Source organism: Novosphingobium olei, from assembly GCF_012927405.1.
Taxonomy (GTDB): domain Bacteria; phylum Pseudomonadota; class Alphaproteobacteria; order Sphingomonadales; family Sphingomonadaceae; genus Novosphingobium; species Novosphingobium olei.
Genome location: NZ_JABBGM010000004.1, coordinates 67,410 through 88,873 on the forward strand (window position 1 = coordinate 67,410; position 21,464 = coordinate 88,873).

The window sequence follows — 21,464 nt, forward strand, 5'->3', positions numbered from 1 at the left end:
GCTCCTTTTCGAAATCAGGCGGGGTTGAACAGGCGGGATCGGCGCGGAACGATGCGCAGGCGATCCCCGGCGGCGGGTTGCGGAAGGGCGGCATCCACGTCGAATTCGACAAGCAGGTCGGTTTCGACCAGCATGCCTTCGACGCGCCATGCGCCACCCTTGCGAAAGACATTGTCGACAAGGACGAGTTCGCCGCCCTCTTCGACCACGTCGACATCATGCGGGCGGAAGTGGACTTCACCGCCCTCGCCCGCGACGCGGTTGGTTTCGCCCACGAAGTGCGAAACGAACGGCGTTTGCGGGTTCATGTAGATTTCCTCGGGCGTGCCGACCTGCTCGATCTTGCCGTGATCCATGACCACGACCCGATCGGCGAGTTCGAGCGCTTCTTCCTGATCGTGCGTCACGAAGATCGAGGTGAGGCCCATCTGTTTGTGGAGATCACGCAGCCAGCGTCGCAGGTCCTTGCGAACCTTGGCATCGAGCGCGCCGAACGGTTCGTCGAGCAGCAACAGCTTGGGCTCGATGGCGAGGGCACGAGCGAGCGCGACACGCTGGCGCTGGCCACCGGAAAGCTGCCCGGGGTAGCGCTTGCCGAGACCATCAAGCTGGACGAGGCGGAGCAGTTCGTCCGCCCGTTCCCGGATTGCTGCCTTCGACGGCCGCTCGCGGCGCTTCTTGACGGTAAGTCCGAAGGCCACATTTTCTGCCACGGTCATGTGGCGGAACAGCGCATATTGCTGGAACACGAACCCGACCTGGCGATCGGCCACCTTGAGCCGGGAGACATCGTTCCCGTTGAAGAACACCTCGCCCGTGTCCTGGAATTCCAGACCCGCGATGATGCGCAGCAGCGTCGTCTTGCCCGAACCAGAGGGCCCGAGCAGGGCAACGAATTCGCCATCCTGGATCTCCAGGTCGATGCCATGGAGCGCCGGGAAATCACCAAAACGCTTGGTGATGTTCTGAACCTTGATCAATGCCTTGCTCCCGAATGGAGGTCGAAGCGCCACTCAAGCACGCTCTTCGCGACGAGCGTGACCAGCGCGAGGCCGGCCAGCAGCGAAGCAACGGCGAAGGCTCCGACAAAGTCGTATTCGTTGTAGAGGATCTCGACATGCAGCGGCATGGTGTTGGTCTCGCCACGAATGTGGCCCGAGACGACCGAGACCGCGCCGAATTCACCCATGGCGCGCGCGTTGCAGAGCAGCACGCCATAGAGCAAGCCCCAACGGATGTTGGGCAGCGTGACGTGCCAGAACGTCTGCCAGCCATTCGCGCCCAGGGAAAGCGCGGCTTCCTCGTCGTCCTTGCCCTGCTCCATCATCAGCGGGATCAGTTCACGGGCTACGAAGGGAAAGGTGATGAACACCGTCGCAAGCACGATCCCGGGGACCGCAAAGATGATCTTGAGATCGTGCGCCGCCAGCCAGCCCCCGAACAGGCCGTTCGCGCCGAACAGCAGCACGAAGATGAGGCCAGACACGACCGGCGAGACCGAGAACGGCAGATCGATCAGCGTGATCAGCAGGCTCTTGCCAGGAAAGCTGTACTTCGTGATCGCCCAGCTCGCCGCGATGCCGAAGACGACATTGAGCGGCACACTGATGGCCGCGATCAGCAGGGTCAGCTTGATGGCCGAGAGCGCATCGGGGGTCTCGATGGCAGCCACGAACCCGCCGATCCCGGCCTTCAAAGCCTCGCTGAACACCGAAATCAGCGGCAACAGCACAAAGAAGGCAAGGAAAGCGAGCGCGATGGCGATCAGGACAATCTGGGTGCCCTTCCCTTCGGTGACGGTTCGCAGCTTCATGCGCCCATCCTCCGACGCCCGGCGGCTTGCAGCGCGTTGATGGCAAGGAGGATGCCGAACGACACCAGCATCATCACCACCGCTATCGCAGTCGCGCCGGCGTAGGCATATTGTTCAAGCTGGGTGACGATCAGCAGCGGGGCGATCTCGGTCCTGCCGGGCATGTTGCCCGAGATGAAGATCACCGACCCATATTCGCCGACCCCGCGAGCGAAGGCCATGGCAAAGCCGGTCAACAGGGCCGGCGCAATGGCCGGGAAGATCACGCGGCTGAAGGTCTGCGAGCGGTTGGCGCCAAGGGTCGCGGCGGCTTCCTCCACATCGCGACCGAGATCGGCAAGCACCGGCTCCACCGAGCGCACCACGAAAGGCAGACCGATGAACACCAGGGCGATGGTGATACCAAGCGGCGTGAAGGCCACCTTGATCCCGAGCGGTTCGAGAACCTGGCCGATCCACCCATTCGGGCTGTAGAGCGCAGTCAGGGCGATGCCGGCGACTGCCGTCGGCAAGGCGAACGGCAGGTCAACGAGTGCGGACACGATCTGCTTGCCGGGAAAGGCATAGCGCACGAGCACCCAGGCGACGAGCAGGCCGAACACCGCGTTCACGAGGCCAGCTGCAGCGGCCGTGCCGAAGCTCAGCCGATAGGCGGCAAGCGCGCGGCTGCTGAAGCCTACCTCGAGAAACTGCTGCCAGCCGAGACCGGCCGCTTTCAGGAAGATGGTGGCGATCGGGATCAGGACGATCAGCGTGAGCCAACCGATCGTGGTCCCGAATGTTAGGGCGAACCCCGGCAGGACCGACGGCTTGCGCCAGCTACGGGCGCGCGCCTTCGGCGAAGGATATTGCGTCGACATCTGCAGTGGCCTGCTCGATCAGGGAAAGGGCTGTTATTTCTTGCCGGTGTAGATGCGGTCGAACACGCCGCCATCGTCGAAGAACTGCTTCTGCGCCTTGGTCCAGCCGCCGAAATCCTTGTCGACCGTGACCATCGGGATCTGCGGGAACTGCGACTTGAACTGCTCGGCGATCTTGGGATCGCGCGGGCGGTAGAAAGCGTGGGCGATCGCCGTTTGCGCTTCGGGCGTGTAGAGGTAGCGCAGGTAGGCATCGGCAACTTCAGTCGTGCCGTGCTTCTTCGCATTCTCGGTGACAACCGCCACGGGCGGTTCGGCCAGGATCGAGAGCGATGGCGCCACGATCTGGAACTTGCCCTTGCCCAGTTCCTTCTCGGCGAGGAATGCCTCGTTTTCCCACGAGATCAGCACGTCACCGATGCCGCGTTCGACAAAGGTGGTGGTGGCGCCACGCGCGCCGCTATCGAGCACCGGCACGTTGGCGTACAGCTTCTTGACGAAGGCTTCAGCTGCCGCATCCGAGCCGCCGCCAGCCTTCTTGCCATAGGCCCAGGCGGCGAGGAAATTCCAGCGCGCACCGCCGCTGGTCTTCGGATTGGGCGTGATGACCTGTACGCCGGGCTTCACCAGGTCCGACCAGTCCTTGATGCCCTTGGGATTACCCTGGCGGACGAGCAGTACGATGGTGGAGGTGTAGGGCGACGAATTGTCGGGTAGCGCCTTCTGCCAGTCGGCCGGCAGCAGCTTGCCCTTCGTGGCAATCGCATCGATGTCGTAGGCGAGCGCCAGCGTTGCCACGTCGGCTTCGAGACCATCGATGATCGCGCGGCTCTGCTTGCCCGAGCCGCCGTGGCTCATGCGGAAGCTCACGTCCTTGCCGGTCTTCTGCTTCCAGTAAGCGGCGAAGGCCGGGTTGATCGCCTGGTAGAGTTCGCGCGTGGGGTCGTACGAGACGTTGGTCAGCTCGACCGCGTTGGGATTCGTCGGCTTGCTCGAACATCCTGCGAGCACCGGCCCGATCAGACCGAGAGCGAGGGTAGCCGAAACAAACGTGCGGCGATTCATGGTGCGTACTCCCCTGTTGGCGCCGTCGGACTAAACTCAATCTACAAAGTAGACATTATAGGAGTTCTGTTGCCCTCTAAAGCCTACCTTTCCGGCGCAGTTGCAGAAGGAGCGGCGATACGCCGCGTAAGTTCCTCTGCTGCGTTGAAAGGTTGACCGAATCGGGGTCCTCAGCGCGGTGCCCGAAGCTTAACTCAACCTGATCAGTAGATAATGGCCCTGCGCCCAAGCGCGCCATATTGTCGACCAAATGAGTAGAGTTGCCGCACAGAGTATTGCGCCATCCGACGGCTGCGGGATCCGGGGTCGCCAAGGTTGCACTCGGATGGAATGCAATCTTAATGTAACACAGTGACACCATGGCCGTGGCACAATGACCATTGCCATGACAATGAAAGTGGAAACCGAACCGATGCGATCGCCAAGTGGCGCCGAAACTGACGCTGCTGCAGAGGTGAAGCCTCCAATCGAACGCTTCTTCAACCGAGAGCTGAGCTGGCTCCAGTTCAACCGCCGCGTGCTCGCCGAAGCCCAGAACAAGAGCTACCCACTGCTGGAGCGTCTGCGCTTCCTGTCGATTTCCGGCAGCAACCTGGACGAATTCATGATGGTGCGCGTGGCCGGTCTTGCCGGGCAGGTCCGCCAGCAGATCGAGGAGATCTCGATCGACGGGTTGACGCCGGGACAACAGCTGCAGGCGATCAACGGCGCGGTTTCCGATCTCGTCCACGAACAGCACGCGATCCTGGCGTCGCTTTCGCGGCAGCTCGAGAAGGCCGGCGTCCGCCTGATCAACGATCGCCGCCTTGAAAAGCACGAGGCCGAATGGCTGGCGCAGTACTTCGAACAGCACATGCTGCCTGCTCTGACCCCGCAGGCGATCGATCCGGCGCACCCGTTTCCGTTCATCGCGAACCAGGGGACCGGCATCCTGTTTTCGCTGACCCGCGCGGCTGACGGCGCGCAAGTGCGCGAAATGATCGTGATCCCGCCTGCCTTCCCCCGGTTCGTCCGCCTGCCCGGCAAGGAAGGCGCGTGGATCGCGATCGAGGACATGATCCGCCGAAAGGCTGCGCGGCTGTTCCCCGGATTCAAGATCAACGGGAGCGGCGTCTTCCGCGTGCTGCGCGACAGCGACATGGAAATCGAGGAAGACGCAGAGGACCTTGTTCGCCATTTCCGCACGGCGATCCAGCGTCGCCGCCGCGGCAAGGTCATCCTGCTTCAATTGCAGGCCGACTTCGATCCCGGCGCGGAGGAACTGCTGCGCGAGAAGCTGCGGCTCGACCACGCGCTGGTCCTGAAGTCGCCCGGTCTCGTTTCGATGACCGGCCTTGCCGCGATCGTCGAAGAGGAACGGCCCGATCTCAAGTTCGAGCCCTATTCACCGCGCTATCCCGAGCGGATCCTCGAGCATGATGGCGACTGCTTCGCTGCCATTCGCGAAAAGGACATCGTGATCCACCACCCGTTCGAAAGCTTCGACGTGGTGATCGATTTCCTCAGGCAGGCCGCATCCGATCCTGACGTGGTGGCGATCAAGCAGACGCTGTATCGCGCCGGCAAACAGTCTGCCGTGATCGCCGCGCTGATCGCGGCTGCCGAGGCGGGCAAATCGGTGACCGCCGTGGTGGAGCTCAAGGCACGGTTCGACGAAGAACAGAACCTGATGTGGGCCAGCCAGCTGGAACGCGCAGGCGTGCAGGTAATCTACGGCTTCGTCGACTGGAAGACTCACGCGAAGGTTTCGATGGTGGTGCGCCGCGAGGGCGATGGATACCGCACGTACTGCCACTTCGGCACCGGCAACTATCACCCGGTCACCGCGCGGGTGTACACAGACCTGTCCTTCTTCACTGCCGACCCCCGCTTTGGCCGCGATGCTGGGCAACTGTTTAATTTCATCACCGGCTACATCGAGCCGCGCGGAACGGAGATGCTGGCGATTTCGCCCGTCGGCCTGCGGCGCAAGCTTTACGAATGCATCGACCGCGAGATCGCCTTCGCCAAGGCGGGCAAGGCCGGCGCCATATGGGCGAAGCTGAATTCGCTGACCGACAGCCAGCTCATCAACCGGCTTTATGAGGCCAGTTCTGCCGGGGTCGAGATCGCGCTGGTCGTGCGCGGAATCTGCTGCCTTCGCCCCGGCGTGCCCGGGCTGTCCGAGCGGATCACCGTGAAGTCGATCATCGGCCGTTTCCTCGAACACAGCCGCATATGGGCGTTCGGCAACGGCGCCGCCCTGCCCAATCGGCGCGCCCGGGTGTTTCTCACCTCGGCCGACGGCATGATGCGCAATCTCGACCGCCGCGTCGAAGTCATGGTGCCGGTGCGGAACCGGACAGTGCATGATCAGGTTCTGGATCAGGTGATGCTGGCAAACCTGATCGATACCGAGCAAAGCTGGCGGCTTGAGGCCGACGGGAATTATCACCGGATCGGCGATGTGACCAAGCCGTTCAATGTCCACCGCTATTTCATGACCAACCCCTCGCTTTCCGGGCGAGGCGCTGCGCTTACCAAAGGGCGAAAGGTACCGAAGCTTGCGTTGCGCCGGGGGGGCGCTACGGCAAAGCACGATTAGCCCGGCGCACGAGGATCATGGCCACCAATCGCAAGAAGCCCATCGTCGTCCCGCCACGCGCGACCATCGATATCGGCTCCAACACCGTGCGCCTCGTGATCTACGGGGGACCTGCGCGTGCGCCTGCGGTCCTGCACAACGAAAAGGTCACGGCGCGGCTCGGCAAGGCGGTTGCTGAAACGGGTCTGCTGTCGGAAAAGGCGCGAAACGCGGCGCTCGCATCGCTGCGCAGGTATCGCGCGCTGCTTCGCCTGAAGGGCGTGGAACAGATCGAAGTCGTGGCAACGGCCGCCGTGCGCGATGCGGCGAACGGACAGGAGTTTCTGGCGGCGGTGGAGGCCATGGGCTTTGCCCCCCGCCTTCTTTCGGGTGAGGAAGAGGCGGTTACCAGCGCGCACGGTGTGATCGGCGCGTTTCCGCAAGCCAAGGGCGTGGTCGGCGATCTTGGCGGCGGCAGCCTGGAACTGGTCGACATCGAAAACGGGCAATGTCGGCACGGCATCTCCATGCCGCTGGGCACGCTGCGTCTGCCGGCGTTGCGGGCGGAAGGCGAAGTGGCATTTGCGCGCAAGGTTGCCAAGGCGCTCACCAAGGCCGACTGGCAAGTCGAGCCCGGTTCGACGCTCTACCTAGTGGGTGGGTCGCTGCGGGCCTTCGCCCGATACGCCATGGACCATGCAGGCTGGCCGATCGACGATCCACATGGTTTTGCCATCGATGCAGCCGCGGCGGACAAGCTTGCGCGTCCCCTCGCCCGGGTCAGTCCGGAAAGCTTGGCGCCGATCGCCAATGTCTCAGCTTCGCGTCTTGCGGGCCTTCCTGATGCGGCCGCGTTGATCAGCGTGCTGGTAAAGACCCTGCAACCCTCCCGCCTGGTCTTCTCCGCCTGGGGGCTGCGCGAAGGGTTGCTATGGGAAGCAATGCCGGCCCATGTCCGCTCACAGGATCCGCTGGTGGCGGGCATTGCCGACTTCGTCCGCGACGAAGGAATCTCGCCTGGAACGGCGACGATGGTTGCGGGATGGACGGCCAGTGCGTCGCTATCCGACGGTGCGGAGCGCCGCGAGCGCCTGCGGCTTTCGGCAATCATGCTTTGCCTTGCCTCCGCCATGGTCGAACCCAACCTGCGCCCGGACCTCGCCCGGGACTGGGCACTGCGCAAGCGCTGGATCGGCGCGAGTGCGCGCGACCGGGCGATGCTTGCCGCCGCGCTCGTCGCCAACACTGGCAAGACCGAATTGCCGCAGGACCTGCTGCGGATCGCTTCGGAAGAGCAGTTGCGTGAAGCCGTCGCCTGGGGCCTCGCAACCCGGCTGTGCCGCCGGTTCAGCGGCTGCACTGCGCAAGGCCTGACCGGAAGTTCGCTGCACGCAGAAGGGGACAGGCTAATCCTTACCGTCAGCGATGAAATCGCAGCGCTGGTGAACGATGGCACCGAGCGCGACTTGCGGGCACTTGCCAACTTCATGGCGCTCAAGCCCGAAATCCGCATCGGATAGGCGCAGAACGGCGTATTGCGGAAAGCGTCCGCGCCCGACACCTTCCCTGCACAAGGCTTTCGGGGACCGACCGGATGAGAATACCGCTTGCCGCCGCAGGGTTGATGCTGGCCCTGGCTGGCGCTCTTCCCGCAGCAGCGCAAGAGCTGTCGGCCAAGGCCGGTTCGCCAGCCCCGCAGTTCGTGCCCGCAGACTTTGCCCCACCTGCCAGGATCGAAGGCCCGGGATTTGTCCTTGTGCCGCTTGGGCCCGCCTTGGTGAAGATCGATTTCGACGCCTACATGTCCTCGATCGAACACCTCCAGCGCACCTTCACCCGTAGTAACGATTGGCCGACCGCCGGCATATCCGATGCTGATGCGTTGAAGGACATGGAGACGGAGCAGGCCCGGTTCAGCGCCCGCACGTCGTTTGCCTATTCGGTGTTGACGCCGGACGGAAAGCGCGAGCGGGGCTGCGTCTACGTCTATCCCAGCCCCGTGCCCGGCTACGATGCGTTGGTGCAGCTTTGGGTGACGAAGGCAGAGTACGACGCAGGGTTCGATGCCAAACTGCAGGACTGGGTGTCGGCGTGGATCGCCAAGGACTGGCCGTTCCGCACGGTAGCCTATCCCGGCCGCGCAATCCCGTGGGCAACTTGGGACACGCTGATCGCATCGGCGAGGAAGGGTGCCGGCTCCTGAATCAGGATGACGTGGCCGCGGCGGATTCGCGTGCGGCTTCCGCTTCGGCAGCGGCAAGCACGCGCAGGACATTGCCCGACCAGATCTTGGCGATGTCGGCTTCGCTGTAGCCGGCGGCGAGCAGGGCAGCGGTAACCTTCGGCAGGTCAGCGACGTCCTCCATCCCCTCGACACCACCGCCGCCATCCCAGTCCGCGCCGATACCGACATGGTCGGGACCGATGAGCTTCAGCGCGTGAAGCATGTTGGCCATGAACAGGTCAAACGTGGCGCGGCCACGTTCGGGATAGGCCTTGTCGATGGCACGCCGCTCGGCGAGGAAAGCGGCATACTGTTCGGCCGGCAGCGCCCTGCCCTCGGGATATCTCGCCTCGAGCGCCTTCAGCGCCGCTTCGCGCTCGGGGTTGGGCTCGGCCTTTCGGAGGTACACCGAGTTGATCTGGATGACGCCGCCTTGTGCAGCGAGCGCGCGCAACTGGTCGTCCGACACGTTGCGCGGGTGGTCGTAGATCGCGCGACAGCCCGAATGCGACAGGATGATGGGGGACTTCGACAGCCGCAGCGCATCTGCGAGCGCGGCATCGGAGCTGTGCGACAGGTCGGGGACAACGCCCAGACGGTTCATCTCGGCCAGCAGCTGCACGCCAAGCGGGCTCAGACCATCCCACTTCGGCTTGTCGGTTGCACTGTCGGCATACTGGTTGGTGCGAAAGTGTGCGAAGCCGGAAATCCGCACGCCGAGGCGGTAGAACGTCTGCAGCAGGCCGGGATCATCGCCCAGCGGCCAGGCGTTCTCGATCGAAAGGTAGACGACCCGCCGGCCCGCAGCCTTGATGCGGGCGGCATCGTCGGCCTTGTCCGCCAAGGCAAAGGCTTCGGGATGGGCGGCAACCATCTCGTGGATCTGCACGGCGCGGTGAAAGGCAAAATCCCGCGCCTTCGCGGTCGAAACAGGATCGAGGGGCCCTTGTGGGGTGTAGATCGCCCAGAAACCGCCATCCAGGCCACCGCGTTTCATGCGCGGCAAATCGACCTGCGTGTAATCGCCTTTGTGTTCGGCGACGATGGACCAGCCCGGTATTTCCAGGGATGCCGGCGTGTCGAGGTGGGTGTCGAGCGTGAGCAAGCGATCCTGCAGCCGGGGCGGTGCCTTCGCCTGCGCCCCGTCTGCGCCGAGCGACACGGCAAGGGCAACGAGGGCGAGTGTGGAAAGTCTGAAGGATATCATCGCGACCATAGCACCGCAGGGAGCGTGGCGAGTCAAATCCGTTGTGCAAGCCCGTTGAAGGATAATGAAGTCTGACATCGAGTTAACTACCATTCACATCGGACCATGTTATAAATCACGCTCCGCACTTGCGAAGAAAGTGCGGCGCCCGGGGGGCTGCAAATGAATTCGCCCGAACGCAAGACGGATCAGATAGAGCGCCGCTCTCCCCGGCGTGTGCTCAACGTGCGTGCCCAGTATCGTCGACGGGTTGCCCGCCTTGGGGCGGATGTGATCGACCTTTCGCTACATGGCTTGCGGCTGAGTTGTGCAGACCGTCTGGACGTTGGCGAAACGGTATGGGTTACATTGCCCGGACTTGAGCCCCGCCGTGCGATCGTCATGTGGTCGCAAGGGTTCATCGCGGGCTGTTCGTTTCCCGAACCGCTCCACCCCGCCATCTATGACGCGATCATCGCGCGGTGCGGCGCCTGAGCAGCTTTTCTTGGCGGCCTCCACCGTCTAGGGCAGAATGATGCTCCGCCTGACCGAACTGAAACTTGCCCTCGACCACACACCGGAGGAACTGGAGCGCGCGATCTGCGAACGGCTCGAGATCGAACAGGCCGATCTGGTCCGGTTTGCCGTCGCAAGGCGCGGCAATGATGCACGCAAAAAGTCGGCAATCAAGCTTGTCTATGCGATCGACGCGACCGTCAGGGACGAACCCGCCGTCCTTGCGCGCCATGTCGATGATCAGCACGTGCGCCCCTCGCCGGATACTAGCTATCGCTTTCCCGTCATGGCTCCTCACGACTGGTCGGGACTGCGGCCGGTGGTGATCGGCGCGGGCCCCTGCGGCCTGCTTGCTGCGCTGATCCTGGCGCAGATGGGATTGAAGCCGATCATTATCGAGCGCGGCAAGGCCGTGCGCGAGCGCACCAAGGATACCTGGGGCCTGTGGCGGCGCTCGGTACTGACGCCGGAATCGAACGTGCAGTTCGGCGAAGGCGGCGCAGGAACCTTTTCCGACGGAAAGCTCTACAGCCGGATCAAGGACCCGCGCCACCTTGGCCGCAAGGTGCTGGTCGAATTCGTGAAGGCGGGCGCACCGGACGACATCCTGACCGAAGCGCATCCGCACATCGGCACATTTCGCCTCGTGACCATGGTGATGTCGATCCGTGAAACGATCGAAAGCCTTGGAGGAGAATATCGCTTTCAGACCCGCGTCGAGGACTTCGAGGTAGAGGAACGGGACGGCGCGCGGAAGCTAAAGGGCCTGCATCTTTCGAACGGCGAATTCCTGCCAGCCAGTCACGTGATCATGGCGGTGGGCCATTCGGCGCGCGATACCTTCCAGGTCCTGCACGATCGCGGTGTGCACGTGGAGGCGAAGCCCTTTGCCATTGGTGTGCGCATCGAACATCCGCAGAGCTGGATCGACAAGGCGCGCTATGGCCCCTTCGCCGGCAACGACATACTGGGGGCTGCGGCCTACGCCCTGTCGCATCAGGCGAAATCGACTGGCCGCACGGTCTACAGCTTCTGCATGTGCCCGGGCGGCCGCGTCGTTGCCGCCACCAGCGAGGAAGGCCGCGTCGTTACCAACGGCATGAGCCAGTATTCGCGCGCAGAATTCAACGCTAACTCGGGGCTTGTAGTCGATATCGACCCTTCTCGCGACTACCCGGGAGGCCCCTTGGCTGGCGTCGCCTTCCAGCGCAAATGGGAAAGCCTTGCGTTCACCGCCGGCGGATCGAACTACAAGGCGCCCGGCCAGAAGCTGTCCGATGTGCTGGCGGGCCGGGCGTCGAGCGGCGAATTTGGCGCCGTCGTGCCCAGCTATCAGCCCGGAGTTCAATTGACCGACCTTGCGCAGTGCCTGCCCGATTATGTGATGCAATCATTCCGCGAGGCGCTTCCGGTGTTCGGCCGCCAGGTCCCGGGGTACGATCATCCGGACGTTATCCTGACCGGGGTCGAGACCCGCACGTCCTCACCCGTGCGGATTCGGCGCGGCGACGATTTCCAGAGCATCAACACCGCCGGGCTCTATCCCGCGGGCGAAGGGGCCGGGTATGCGGGCGGCATTCTTTCAGCGGCAGTGGACGGCATCAAGGTGGCAGAAGCGCTCGCGCTCGATCTTTTGCAGCGCGAAAAAATGTCCGTCAGCGCCTGAATGGCATTTAGCTACGGCGGCAAAAGTCAGCGTTTCCAGGCCTGCATTCGTATGATTGCATAAACTGCAACATCAATTGCTCTGTTCGCACTTGCACAAAATCCGAGTCGGGGACACATAGGACAGGCCTTTCAGGCATCCTCTCCCAAGACTTCAAAGGGCCGCCCGGGCAACCAGGCGGCCCCTTTTTTGTCCAGCGCCTGCAAAGTCGCTTGCAGGCTCACGACGCTCCGCGCTCGACGGCACCAAGCAGAGAGGCGCGCAGCGCCGCCACATCGCCGAGGCCGAGCGCAACTGGATCTGCGATGCCGACAATCTCGTCCTCGCCATAGCACTGCGACAGCACGATCGTCGCCTGACGGACAGCGCTGCCTTGGCGCAGCGAATGAAAAACGCGGACCGTTGGTTTGGCGTTGTCGGTCGGGTCCTCGTCGACGACCATTGCCACCCGTTCCGATCGCAGTACCACCAGCGATCCGATCGGATAGACACCGACGCTGTCGATGAAGTGCCGGATCACCTCGCCATCAAGCGCCGGTTCCATCGCCTGCAAGGCCAGAATGGCTTGGGCAGGATCGAGAGCCTCACCTCCCGCCAGCCCATTCACCAGCGTATCATAGCTGTCACAGACCGCTGCCATGCGTGAAATTACATCGAGATCCTCCGCGCCAAGGCGATAGGGATAGCCGCTGCCATCAAGGCGTTCGTGATGGCGAAGGCAGGCCCTCAGCACCTGGTCGGGTATGTCGCCCGCGGCCTTGAGCAGGGCGTGACCCAGAACCACGTGTCCATCACGCAGATCGTCGGGCAGCCGGCTGTAATCGCCGTCCTGCGGCAAGGCATCCGGGGGCAGCTGCCCCACGCCAATGTCCATCAGCAGCCCCGCCATGCCGGCCTCGCGGGTGTCGAGCGGCGTCAACCGCATCGTCCGCGCCAGCGCGATCATCAGGGCACTGACGGCCAGCGAGTGCCGGTAGATGTTCCCCCCATCCTGCTGACAACGGAGCAGACCGTTGAACGCATAGAGATTGCGCTGGATCGACGCATAGATGTCTTCGATCAGCGGCTCGACATCGCTTGCCGCGAGCGTCTTGCCCAGGCGCGCTTCGAGAAACAGCTTGTTGACGACGCGCCCCGCCCGCCCCGCAACCTGCCGCGCCGCGCCGAATTCTGCCGCGGTACTCGTGCCCACAGCGCGCATGGCAGTCGCCGGTGGCAGACGGTTTCCGCTTACCGGCGACCGCCTGGCCTGGCCGAAGCTGGCCCGAGGCATCGATGTCTGAATTGGTTTATGGCGCTCTGCCATGCCAGGCGCCGCCATGCGGGCACGAGACACGTCGGCGCCGCGCGCCGTGTCGATGATCACGGCAGGCACCGCGCTGTCGCGCAGGGACTGGAGCAGATCTTCATCCTCAAGCAGGAAGCGCGATTTCCAGAAGGGGTGCTTGAACCAGCTCCCTTCCAGCTTGTGGATGAACATTCCCAGTCGGACTTCGTTTGTTTCGACGCGCTTGAGCATGCCCCGGACCGCAAATGGTTGTATCCGCTAGCTATCTCTTCTCCGCTTCGAAGCCCGCTTCCGCTGACTAGCTAAAACTACTTAGCCCCGGCACCGTCAAACGCCGGCCCCCTTGCTAGATCGACCAGCGCGCGGCCCAGTGTCTCGATTTCCCGCTCGCTTCGCGAATTGGCGAAGATCGAGGCCGAGACGCAGAAGTGCACCTTGCCATCCTCGCCGGGGCGAGGTGGCACCGTTGCGCTAAGCGAGCAGATGCCAGGATGGTTGAACCCATCGTCCACGGCATAGCCAAGACCCTGCGCACGGGCGACCTGCTCGACCCACGCGGCGAGATCGATCGGCCTGCGCCAGCGCACCTTGGAAAAGCGGCGAACCAGTTCGCCATGATCCAGCTTCAGCGCGGCAGCCAGCGCCCTGCCCGTGGAGCCGCCGCCGATCGGCTGTCGCTGGCCGACCACCATATGGATCCGCGTCGCCTCACCGGATTCGCCGAGAGCGACAAGGGCGAGGCGTTCGCCTGAAACAACCTGCCATAGACCGGTCGCGGTATCATGTTCGCGGGCAAAGCGCGCCAAGGCTGGGCGCGCGGCGGCAATCCGGCTAGCCAGGTCTCCGCCATCAAGCACACCGGCGTGCGCCCAGGCATCGGCAAGGCGATAGCGCTTGCCAATGCTCTCACGCTCGCAAACGCCCTCGGCAACGAGCGTGCGGAGCAGATTGAGCCCGCTGGACGGTGACAGGCCCGTCTCGCGCACGACCTCTGACAAGGTGAGTGCGCCTTGCTCGGCGAGCAGGCGCAGGATGGCAAACGCCTGGGAAACGGAGCGCACGGGACCTGACATGCCGACTGGCATAGGTTTCATGATTGTGAAAAGCAATTCGATACGTTGAACTGTTTTAACCGAGCAGTTAGCGGTGGAAAAAGGAAGAGGAGAGAGTCGCGATGCCCGGCATTCTGGAAGGCAAGGTTGTCGCAATAACCGGCGCGGGGCGTGGCATTGGCCGTGAGATCGCATTGCTGTGCGCGCGCGAAGGCGCCGCGGTGGTGGTCAACGACCCTGGCGTCGCCCAAGGTGGGGATGGCGGGGATGCTGGCCCGGCCGACACCACGGTTGCGGACATCGTGGCCGCTGGCGGACGCGCTCATGCCAATCTCGCGAATGTCGCCGATCCCGCAGCAGCAGCCTCCATCGTGGAGGACGCGGTACAGCGTTTCGGCCGTATCGACGCCGTGGTGAACAACGCCGGCATCCTGCGCGACACCATCTGGCACAAGATGAGTTACGAGGACTGGACCAGCGTCATCGACGTGAACCTGACCGGGGCTTTCAACGTGTCGAAAGCCGCCACGCCCTATTTCCGCGAACAGGGCTCGGGCAGCTTCATCCACTTCACCTCGACCAGCGGCCTAATCGGCAACGTCGGCCAGGCGAATTACTCCGCCGCGAAGCTCGGCCTCGTCGCGCTGTCGCACTCGATCGCGCTCGACATGGCGCGCTGGGGCGTGCGCTCGAACTGTATCGCGCCCTTCGCGTGGAGCCGCATGACCGCATCGATTCCGTCGGAAACGCCAGAACAGAAGCTGCGCGTCGAACGCATGAAAACGATGAGCGCGGACAAGATCGCGCCGCTGGTAGCCTTCCTCGCCTCGGATGCCGCGCACGGCGTGAACAACCAGATCTTCGCCGTGCGCAAGAACGAGATCCTTCTGTTCAACAAGCCGCGCCCGGTTCGTTCGATGGTCAAGCTGGAAGGCTGGACTCCGCAGGCCATCGCCGACGAGCTGGTCCCCGCATTCAAGCCGGCTTTCGCGCGCGCCGACGAGGTTTCAGCGCACGTCTTCCCCTACGATCCGGTCTGAGGAGAGACCCAGATGACCACAGCCAACCCCGGTATGGACGCTGACGTTTTCGAGCAGTTCCACGAACAACTCAAGCGCTACGTCCGTGAACGCCTGATCCCCGCCGAAGCGCAGGTGATCGCTGAGGACAAGATCCCCGACGACATCCTGGCAGAGATGCGCGAGATGGGCCTGTTCGGCCTCACCATGCCGGTCGAATACGGCGGCGCGGGCATGAACATCACCCAGTATGTAGAGACGATCCACACGCTCAGCTATGCGCTGCCGGCCTACCGCTCGATCACCTCGATCAACCTCGGCATGGTCTGCTCGGCAATTAAGCTGAACGGCACGGAAGAGCAGAAGTCCGAATGGCTCCCCCGCCTCGCTGCCGGTGAAATCGCCTCGTTCGGCCTGACGGAACCCGGCTCGGGTTCGGACTCGGCAGGCCTGCAGACCACCGCCGTGCGCTCGGGCAATGGCTACGTGCTCAACGGCACCAAGCGCTACATCACCAATTCGCCGTTCGCGAAGGTGGCGCTGATCATGGCGCGCACCAACAAGGAATCACTGCCCAAGAACGCCCACGTTTCGGCCTTCATCGTGCCGATGGACACGCCCGGCATCACCGTGGGCAAGAGCGACAAGAAGATGGGTCAGGGGGGCAGTCACATCGCCGACATCATCATGGAGGACGTCTACGTCCCCGGCGAAGCGCTGCTCGGCGGCGAAGAGGGCAAGGGCTTTGCCGTGGCCATGCAGAGCCTCGACAACGGGCGCCTGTCGGTCGGCGCGGCGGCCACCGCCTATGCCAAGCGCGCGCTCGATACTGCGGTGCGCTATGCCAACGAGCGCAAGGCCTTCGGCGAGCCCATCGCCAACTTCCAGCTGATCCAGGCGATGCTGGCCGACAGCCAGGCCGAAATCTATGCGGCGCAGTGCATGATGCGTGATGCCATCGCCAAGGCGGACGCCGGGCAGAAGGTCCTGATGGAAGCCGCCTCGTTTAAGATGTTCGCCTCGGAAATGTGCGGCCGCGTCACCGATCGCTGCGTGCAGATCCACGGGGGCGCCGGCTATCTTGCCGAATACGAAGCCGAACGCTTCTTCCGCGACAGCCGGATCTACCGCATCTACGAAGGCACCACACAGATCATGCAGCTGGTCATCGCCAAGCAGATGCTGCGCAACTTCGCCGCCGGCGTGGAAGGCTGACGCTTGTACGATCTCCTGAACGGATTGTCGGTGGTGGAGGCGTCGTCGTTCGTCGCCAGCCCCACCGCCGGGCTCTATTGCGCGCAGATGGGCGCAGAAGTCATCCGCGTCGATCAGATCGGCGGCGGGCCGGACTTCAAGCGCTGGCCATTGGGACCTTCGGGAGATTCGCTCTACTGGGAAAACCTCAACCGCGCCAAGAAGTCGGTCGCGCTCGATCTGGGCAAGCAGGAAGGGCGCGAACTGCTACAGGCGTTGGTGCGCGCCACCGGGCAGTTCATCACCAACTTCCCGGCCGAAGGCTTCCTCGCCCATGATCTGCTCGCGCGCGAACGCGCCGACCTGATCACCGTACGCGTGATGGGCTGGGCCGATGGCAGCCCGGCGCTCGATTACACCGTCAACAACGCGGTCGGCTATCCCATGCTGACAGGGCCTGGGCCGGAACCCGTCAACCACGTCCTGCCCGCGTGGGATCTGCTCACCGGCGCCTATGCCGCTTTCGCCCTGCTTGCCGCGTTGCGCCGCCGCGATGCCACCGGCACGGGCGGTGAAGTGCGCCTGCCGCTGTCCGATGTCGCCATCGGCACCGTCGCCAACCTTGGTAGCCTCGCCGAAGTGCTGGTCGGCGGCCAGAACCGCCCGCGCATGGGCAACACCGTCTATGGCCTGTTCGGGCGCGATTTCGTCACCGCCGATGGCGTGCGCACGATGATCGTGGTCGTGACCCATCGCCAGTGGGCAAACCTGTTGAAAACCCTGGGGATGGAAGAGGCGGTCGCGGCGATCGAAGCGGCCCGCGGCGTCTCGTTCGCCAAGGACGATGGGTTGCGCTTCGATCATCGCGACGCGCTCTTCCCGCTGTTCGAAGCCGCCATCGGCGCGCGCAGCCACGCCGATCTTGCCGCCGCCTTCGATGCTGCCGGGATCGTCCATTCGGCCTATCGCACGATGCTCGATGCCGCGCGCGATCCGGCGCTGGTCGATGGCAACCCGATCTTTGGTGCCAGTACCAATCCCAGCGGCTGCGCCTATCCTGCGGCGGGGGCCTTCGCCACGCTGCCGGGTCTGGAACGGGGCGAGCCCCGCCCTGCCCCATTGAACGGCCAGCACAGCGAGGAAGTCCTCAGCACCCGCCTCAAGCTTTCCTCGGGCGAGATAGCCCGCCTGATCGACACCGGCATCGTCGGCGTCGGACGAACCGGAGAATGACTGCCATGACCCTGCGCCGCGTCGCCATCGTCGCCCCGATCCGCACCGCCGTCGGCAAGTTCGGCGGCTCGCTCTCCAGCATGAACGCCGGCCAGCTTGGCGCGGTGATCCTCAAGGCGCTGATGGAGCGCACGAAGATCGATCCGTCGCGCGTCGACGACGTCATCTTCGCGCAAGGCTACGGCAGCGGCGAAGCGCCAGCCATCGGCCACTGGGCCTGGCTTGCCGCCGGGCTGCCGCTCGAAGTGCCGGGCTATCTGGTGGATCGCCGCTGCGGCTCGGGGCTGCAGGCCGTGGTCAACGCCGCGATGATGATCCAGACCGGCGCGGCGGACGTCGTGGTCGCGGGCGGCGTGGAATCGATGTCCAACGTGGAGCACTACACAACGGATCTGCGCAAGGGCGTGCGCATGGGCAACCTGACTATCCATGACCGCTTGACGCGTGGCCGCGTGATGAGCCAGCCGGTCGAACGCTTCGGCGTGATCACCGGCATGATCGAAACGGCGGAGAACCTCGCCAAGGATTACGGCATAACCCGCGAGGAAGCCGACGCCTACGCCGTCCGCTCGCACCAGCGCGCCACCGCTGCCTGGGAAAAGGGGCTCTTCGAAGAAGAACTCGTCGCCGTGCCGGTGCCGCAGAAGAAAGGCGAACCTAAGCTGTTCGACCACGATGAGGGCTACCGCCCCGACGCCACGATGGAATCGCTCGGCGCCCTGAAGCCGATCGAGGGCGGCGTGGTTACGGCGGGCAACGCGAGCCAGCAGAACGACGCGGCAGCCGCGTGTCTGCTCGTGGCCGAGGACAAGCTGGAGGAGTTGGGTCTCGAACCGATCGCCTGGTTCCATTCGTGGGCGGCAGCGGGCTGCGAGCCGAGCCGCATGGGGATCGGCCCCGTCCCTGCGGTCGAACGGCTGTTCGCGCGCAATGGCCTTTCGTGGAAAGACATCGATCTCGTTGAACTGAACGAAGCCTTCGCGCCGCAGGTTCTTGCCTGCCTCAAAGGCTGGGGTTGGTCGAAGGACGACAGCCGCCACGAGATACTCAACGTCAACGGCTCGGGCATCTCGCTCGGCCATCCGATCGGTGCCACTGGTGGGCGCATCCTTGCCAACCTGACCCGCGAACTGGTGCGACGCGACGGGCGCTACGGGATCGAGACAATGTGCATCGGCGGCGGACAGGGCATTGCCGCAGTGTTCGAGAGGGCCTGATGTTCACGCACGAACTGGATGCCGCCCGGACCTACCGTGCTGCCGCGCAAGCGGCGCTGGCGAAGCGTCTCGAGACGCGCAAGGTCGATGACGAACAGCGCGCCGCCCACGGCTTTGCCTGGGTTGCAACCACCGTCGCGGCGCTGGAATCGGTTGCGGGATGGCTCGAACGCAACGGCGCTTCGAACCCGGTCGATGCGCTCGTTGCCAGGCTCGCCTTTGCCGAACTCGGCGCGCAGCTCACCGGCGGCCTTGCCATGGGCCAGAACGAGATGTTCCGCCCGGCGGATCTGGACCTGACCGATGCCGCGCGCGCCCTTCACGCTGCGTTTGCAGCGCTCATCGAAGCCGACCATGCCGCAATAAGGCTGGAACTGGCGCAGAAGCTGGCCGAGGGCCAATGGCCTAGCGAAAGCTTCCACGATGCCGATCTCGACACGATCCGCGACCAGTATCGCCGCTTCACCGATAGCGAGATCCTGCCCCACGCGCACAAGTGGCATCTCGCCAACGAACTGATCCCCGATGCGACCGTTCAGGCGATGGCGGATCTGGGTACGTTTGGCGTCTGCATCCCCGAGAGCTATGGCGGCTTGGGCCTCAACAAGCTGGTGATGTGCCTCGTGACCGAGGAGCTCTCGCGCGGGTGGATCGGTGCGGGTTCGCTCGGCACCCGGTCGGAAATTGCCGGCGAGCTTATCTCCGGCGGCGGCACCGAGGAGCAGAAGGCCTACTGGCTGCCCAAGATCGCCAGTGGGGAGATCCTGCCGACCGCCGTGTTCACCGAACCCGACACCGGCTCCGACCTCGGCTCGCTGCAGACGCGCGCTCGCCTGGTCGACGGGGCATGGGTCATCGATGGCGCCAAGACCTGGATCACCCACGCCAGCCGCAGCGACTTGATGACGCTGCTGGCGCGCACCCTGCCCGATGCCAAGGGCTATGCTGGCCTCTCGATGCTGCTGGTGCCCAAACCGCGCGGCAGCGAGGCCGATCCTTTCCCCGCAGAAGGCATGACCGGAAGCGAGATCGAGGTCCTCGGCTATCGCGGGATGCGCGAATACGCACTGCAGTTCGACGGCATGACCGCGCCGGAGGACGCGCTGCTCGGCGGCGAGGAGGGCCAGGGCTTCAAGCAGCTGATGCGCACCTTCGAAGGCGCGCGCATCCAGACGGCAGCCCGTGCCGTGGGCGTTGCCCGGCGCGCGCTCGAACTTGCGCTCGACTATGCGCTGAACCGTAAACAGTTCGGAAAGGCAATCGTCCATTTCCCGCGCGTGTCGGACAAGCTGGCGATGAGCCTGGTCGACTTCGTCGTGGCGCGCGAACTGACCTACGATGCGGCGCGCGCCAAGGACCTGGGCAAGCGCTGCGACATCGAGGCCGGTATGGCCAAGCTCCTCGCGGCACGTGTGGCTTGGTCCAACGCGGACTCGGCGCTGCAGGTGCACGGAGGTAACGGCTACGCGCTCGAATACGAAATCAGCCGGGTACTGTGCGATGCCCGCATCCTGAACATCTTCGAAGGCGCGGCCGAGATTCAGGCGCAGGTCATCGCGCGCGGCCTCGTCGGTGGTCGCAACTGATGGACTGGCAGGCGTGGGTCGGGCGCGAGCAGCGCCGCAGCGACACGGTGACTGATGGTCTGCTGACCCGCTGGTGCGCAACGCTCGATCGCCCCGTCCCTGCCACGATCCCGCAAGGCCTGCATTGGTGCCTCTGCCTGCCAGACGCGCCGACCGCAGGCCTTGGCGAAGACGGGCACCCGCTTCGAGACGAAAGCGCCGACAGCTTTCTGCCGCCGGTTCCGCTGCCACGGCGAATGTGGGCATCGAGCAAGGTCGATTTCTGCGAGGTACTTCCGCTGGGGGCGCACGTGGAAAGGATCAGCCGCGTCAGTTCGGTCAAGGAAAAGAGCGGTGGCTCGGGTCGCCTCGTCTTTGTCGAAATCGAGCGCGAAACGCTGGCCGATCAGGTCATCTGCGTTCGCGAAGTGCAGTCGCTCGTGTACCGTGAGCCTGCTCCCGCAGGAGTTCCCCCGGCGCCACCGCCACCCGGCAGCAGCACGTTTGATCGCTCCACCTGGAATGTGGTGCGCAGCGTGACGCCAAGCGAGGCGCTGCTTTTCCGCTTTTCGGCCCTGACCTTCAACAGCCACCGCATCCACTATGATCTGCCCTATGCGACTGGCGAAGAAGGCTACCGCGGGCTCGTCGTCCATGGACCACTGACCGCGACGCTCCTCCTTGATCTTGCGCGTCGGCAACTTGGCGAGAACAGCCTGCGCCATTTCGCCTTTCGCGGCACGTCGCCCGCGATTTGCGGCGAGGAGCTGAACCTCGCACTGCGAAGCGAGGGTGACGCATTGGTCCTGGGCGCGTTCGCAAGTGACGGGCGCCAGGTCATGGACGCCATCGCGCGCATCTGAACGCTTCCGTCTGTCACGACAGGACAACAGCGCGCGCTTGTTCGGCGCGCGCGGCAGAAGGCTACAATTCTTGGAAACTCTGGTTCTTGATCGTCCACAGGGCGCCGGTTGGCGGCGCATCAACGAAACACCCGCTGGCT

The 21,464-nt window shown here is 64.2% G+C and carries 18 protein-coding genes; 11 read left to right on the forward strand and 7 right to left on the reverse strand.

Translation table 11 applies throughout. The annotated features are described in order from the left end of the window. Window positions 1-14 precede the first annotated feature (14 nt). From HHL27_RS10455 to HHL27_RS10470, 4 genes are read right to left on the reverse strand one after another with little or no spacing between them, the layout of a single operon-like run. The gene (locus HHL27_RS10455; RefSeq protein ID WP_169493358.1) at window positions 15-980 is read right to left on the reverse strand and encodes a sulfate/molybdate ABC transporter ATP-binding protein; all 966 of its coding nucleotides are present in this window, start codon (window positions 978-980) and stop codon (window positions 15-17) included. After that, entirely contained in the window at window positions 977-1,813 is an 837-nt protein-coding gene (cysW, locus tag HHL27_RS10460) for a sulfate ABC transporter permease subunit CysW (RefSeq protein ID WP_169493359.1), read from the reverse strand. The genes HHL27_RS10455 and cysW overlap by 4 nt, the downstream gene beginning before the upstream one ends. Then, a complete protein-coding gene (gene cysT, locus HHL27_RS10465) occupies window positions 1,810-2,673 on the reverse strand; it encodes a sulfate ABC transporter permease subunit CysT (RefSeq protein ID WP_169493360.1) in 864 nt (287 codons plus the stop codon). Before cysT ends, cysW begins: the two co-directional genes overlap by 4 nt. Window positions 2,674-2,706: 33 nt before the next feature. Then, a complete protein-coding gene (locus tag HHL27_RS10470) occupies window positions 2,707-3,738 on the reverse strand; it encodes a sulfate ABC transporter substrate-binding protein (RefSeq protein ID WP_169493361.1) in 1,032 nt (343 codons plus the stop codon). A gap of 412 nt (window positions 3,739-4,150) precedes the next feature. Here HHL27_RS10470 and HHL27_RS10475 point away from each other — a divergent pair, with 412 nt between their 5' ends. From HHL27_RS10475 to HHL27_RS10485, 3 genes are all read left to right on the forward strand, one after another. After that, window positions 4,151-6,322, forward strand: coding sequence for an RNA degradosome polyphosphate kinase (locus HHL27_RS10475; RefSeq protein WP_206069554.1), 2,172 nt, complete (start codon window positions 4,151-4,153; stop codon window positions 6,320-6,322). 17 nt (window positions 6,323-6,339) lie between these two features. After that, a complete protein-coding gene (locus HHL27_RS10480) occupies window positions 6,340-7,821 on the forward strand; it encodes a Ppx/GppA family phosphatase (protein WP_169493363.1) in 1,482 nt (493 codons plus the stop codon). A 74-nt stretch (window positions 7,822-7,895) separates the two neighbouring features. Further along, window positions 7,896-8,504, forward strand: coding sequence for a twin-arginine translocation pathway signal protein (locus HHL27_RS10485; protein ID WP_169493364.1), 609 nt, complete (start codon window positions 7,896-7,898; stop codon window positions 8,502-8,504). Window position 8,505: 1 nt separating this feature from the next. Here HHL27_RS10485 and HHL27_RS10490 read toward each other — a convergent pair whose 3' ends face one another. Further along, window positions 8,506-9,732 carry a dipeptidase gene (locus tag HHL27_RS10490; RefSeq protein ID WP_169493365.1) on the reverse strand — a complete coding sequence of 409 codons (1,227 nt, stop codon included), beginning with the start codon at window positions 9,730-9,732 and terminating at the stop codon, window positions 8,506-8,508. 162 nt (window positions 9,733-9,894) lie between these two features. Here HHL27_RS10490 and HHL27_RS10495 point away from each other — a divergent pair, with 162 nt between their 5' ends. Together HHL27_RS10495 and HHL27_RS10500 are read left to right on the forward strand one after the other, a co-directional pair. Continuing rightward, the gene (locus HHL27_RS10495) at window positions 9,895-10,206 is read left to right on the forward strand and encodes a PilZ domain-containing protein (RefSeq protein ID WP_169493366.1); all 312 of its coding nucleotides are present in this window, start codon (window positions 9,895-9,897) and stop codon (window positions 10,204-10,206) included. 40 nt (window positions 10,207-10,246) lie between these two features. Continuing rightward, window positions 10,247-11,893, forward strand: coding sequence for an NAD(P)/FAD-dependent oxidoreductase (locus HHL27_RS10500; protein ID WP_169493367.1), 1,647 nt, complete (start codon window positions 10,247-10,249; stop codon window positions 11,891-11,893). Between the two features lie 220 nt (window positions 11,894-12,113). Here the strand turns inward: HHL27_RS10500 and HHL27_RS10505 are convergent, their stop codons facing one another. Together HHL27_RS10505 and HHL27_RS10510 are read right to left on the reverse strand one after the other, a co-directional pair. Continuing rightward, window positions 12,114-13,412, reverse strand: coding sequence for an HD-GYP domain-containing protein (locus HHL27_RS10505; protein WP_169493368.1), 1,299 nt, complete (start codon window positions 13,410-13,412; stop codon window positions 12,114-12,116). Window positions 13,413-13,489: 77 nt separating this feature from the next. Further along, window positions 13,490-14,242 (reverse strand): helix-turn-helix domain-containing protein, encoded by a 753-nt coding sequence (locus HHL27_RS10510; protein ID WP_169493369.1) that lies wholly within the window; start codon window positions 14,240-14,242, stop codon window positions 13,490-13,492. A 113-nt stretch (window positions 14,243-14,355) separates the two neighbouring features. Between HHL27_RS10510 and HHL27_RS10515 the strand changes: the two genes are divergently transcribed. Genes HHL27_RS10515 through HHL27_RS10540 form a run of 6 tightly spaced genes read left to right on the forward strand, consistent with a single transcriptional unit; the run spans window position 14,356 to window position 21,324 of the window. Further along, window positions 14,356-15,273 (forward strand): SDR family NAD(P)-dependent oxidoreductase, encoded by a 918-nt coding sequence (locus tag HHL27_RS10515; protein WP_169493370.1) that lies wholly within the window; start codon window positions 14,356-14,358, stop codon window positions 15,271-15,273. 12 nt (window positions 15,274-15,285) lie between these two features. Then, a complete protein-coding gene (locus HHL27_RS10520; RefSeq protein ID WP_169493371.1) occupies window positions 15,286-16,467 on the forward strand; it encodes an acyl-CoA dehydrogenase family protein in 1,182 nt (393 codons plus the stop codon). Window positions 16,468-16,470: 3 nt separating this feature from the next. Continuing rightward, on the forward strand, window positions 16,471-17,679 hold the full coding sequence (locus HHL27_RS10525) for a CoA transferase (RefSeq protein ID WP_169493372.1): 1,209 nt from the start codon (window positions 16,471-16,473) through the stop codon (window positions 17,677-17,679). A 5-nt stretch (window positions 17,680-17,684) separates the two neighbouring features. Next, window positions 17,685-18,896: an acetyl-CoA C-acetyltransferase gene (locus HHL27_RS10530; RefSeq protein WP_169493373.1), complete on the forward strand. Its 1,212-nt coding sequence runs from the start codon at window positions 17,685-17,687 to the stop codon at window positions 18,894-18,896. Continuing rightward, window positions 18,896-20,482, forward strand: coding sequence for an acyl-CoA dehydrogenase family protein (locus HHL27_RS10535; protein ID WP_169493374.1), 1,587 nt, complete (start codon window positions 18,896-18,898; stop codon window positions 20,480-20,482). The genes HHL27_RS10530 and HHL27_RS10535 overlap by 1 nt, the downstream gene beginning before the upstream one ends. Continuing rightward, window positions 20,479-21,324 (forward strand): HTD2 family dehydratase, encoded by an 846-nt coding sequence (locus HHL27_RS10540; protein WP_169493626.1) that lies wholly within the window; start codon window positions 20,479-20,481, stop codon window positions 21,322-21,324. Before HHL27_RS10535 ends, HHL27_RS10540 begins: the two co-directional genes overlap by 4 nt. Window positions 21,325-21,464 lie beyond the last annotated feature (140 nt).

What these genes read in the sequence shown, in the direction of transcription:
- cysW (WP_169493359.1), bottom strand. Translation starts at nt 1,813, where the DNA reads ATGAAGCTGCGAACCGTCACCGAAGGGAAGGGCACCCAGATTGTCCTG.
- cysT (WP_169493360.1), bottom strand. Translation starts at nt 2,673, where the DNA reads ATGTCGACGCAATATCCTTCGCCGAAGGCGCGCGCCCGTAGCTGGCGC.
- HHL27_RS10470 (WP_169493361.1), bottom strand. Translation starts at nt 3,738, where the DNA reads ATGAATCGCCGCACGTTTGTTTCGGCTACCCTCGCTCTCGGTCTGATC.
- HHL27_RS10475 (WP_206069554.1), top strand. Translation starts at nt 4,151, where the DNA reads ATGCGATCGCCAAGTGGCGCCGAAACTGACGCTGCTGCAGAGGTGAAG.
- HHL27_RS10480 (WP_169493363.1), top strand. Translation starts at nt 6,340, where the DNA reads ATGGCCACCAATCGCAAGAAGCCCATCGTCGTCCCGCCACGCGCGACC.
- HHL27_RS10485 (WP_169493364.1), top strand. Translation starts at nt 7,896, where the DNA reads ATGAGAATACCGCTTGCCGCCGCAGGGTTGATGCTGGCCCTGGCTGGC.
- HHL27_RS10490 (WP_169493365.1), bottom strand. Translation starts at nt 9,732, where the DNA reads ATGATATCCTTCAGACTTTCCACACTCGCCCTCGTTGCCCTTGCCGTG.
- HHL27_RS10495 (WP_169493366.1), top strand. Translation starts at nt 9,895, where the DNA reads ATGAATTCGCCCGAACGCAAGACGGATCAGATAGAGCGCCGCTCTCCC.
- HHL27_RS10500 (WP_169493367.1), top strand. Translation starts at nt 10,247, where the DNA reads ATGCTCCGCCTGACCGAACTGAAACTTGCCCTCGACCACACACCGGAG.
- HHL27_RS10505 (WP_169493368.1), bottom strand. Translation starts at nt 13,412, where the DNA reads ATGCTCAAGCGCGTCGAAACAAACGAAGTCCGACTGGGAATGTTCATC.
- HHL27_RS10515 (WP_169493370.1), top strand. Translation starts at nt 14,356, where the DNA reads ATGCCCGGCATTCTGGAAGGCAAGGTTGTCGCAATAACCGGCGCGGGG.
- HHL27_RS10520 (WP_169493371.1), top strand. Translation starts at nt 15,286, where the DNA reads ATGACCACAGCCAACCCCGGTATGGACGCTGACGTTTTCGAGCAGTTC.
- HHL27_RS10530 (WP_169493373.1), top strand. Translation starts at nt 17,685, where the DNA reads ATGACCCTGCGCCGCGTCGCCATCGTCGCCCCGATCCGCACCGCCGTC.
- HHL27_RS10535 (WP_169493374.1), top strand. Translation starts at nt 18,896, where the DNA reads ATGTTCACGCACGAACTGGATGCCGCCCGGACCTACCGTGCTGCCGCG.